Consider the following 371-nt stretch of genomic DNA (forward strand, 5'->3'; position numbering starts at 1 on the left):
GACAAATATTCCTACGGAATGGGTACCAAAAGAGAAAATCTATGATTTATATTCACTACGTTGGCAAATTGAGCTGTTATTTAAAATATGGAAATCTTGGTTTCAAATTCATCGTTGCAAATCTATTAAACAAGAGCGGTTAGAATGTCATCTTTATGGTCAACTCATTAGTATCTTATTATGTTCTTCTACTATGTTTAAAATGAGAGAACTCCTGTTACGTAAGAAACAGAAAGAGCTAAGTGAATATAAAGCGATGTACATAATTAAGGACTATTTTTTACTGTTTCATCAAGCACTACACAAAAACACCCAAGAGCTATCAAAGGTTCTCCTTCGTCTGTTTAACCTCCTACAGCACAACGGACGAA

The 371-nt window shown here is 33.7% G+C and carries 1 protein-coding gene; it reads left to right on the forward strand.

The window, feature by feature from the left end; genetic code table 11:
* Positions 1–371, forward strand: a 371-nt coding sequence (locus BAU27_RS06245) for a transposase (protein WP_139254609.1), incomplete at both ends; no start/stop codon positions are given.

Origin of the sequence: Bacillus sp. NH11B (assembly GCF_001884205.1) — a bacterium.
In the GTDB taxonomy this organism is placed as follows: domain Bacteria; phylum Bacillota; class Bacilli; order Bacillales; family Bacillaceae_G; genus Bacillus_A; species Bacillus_A proteolyticus.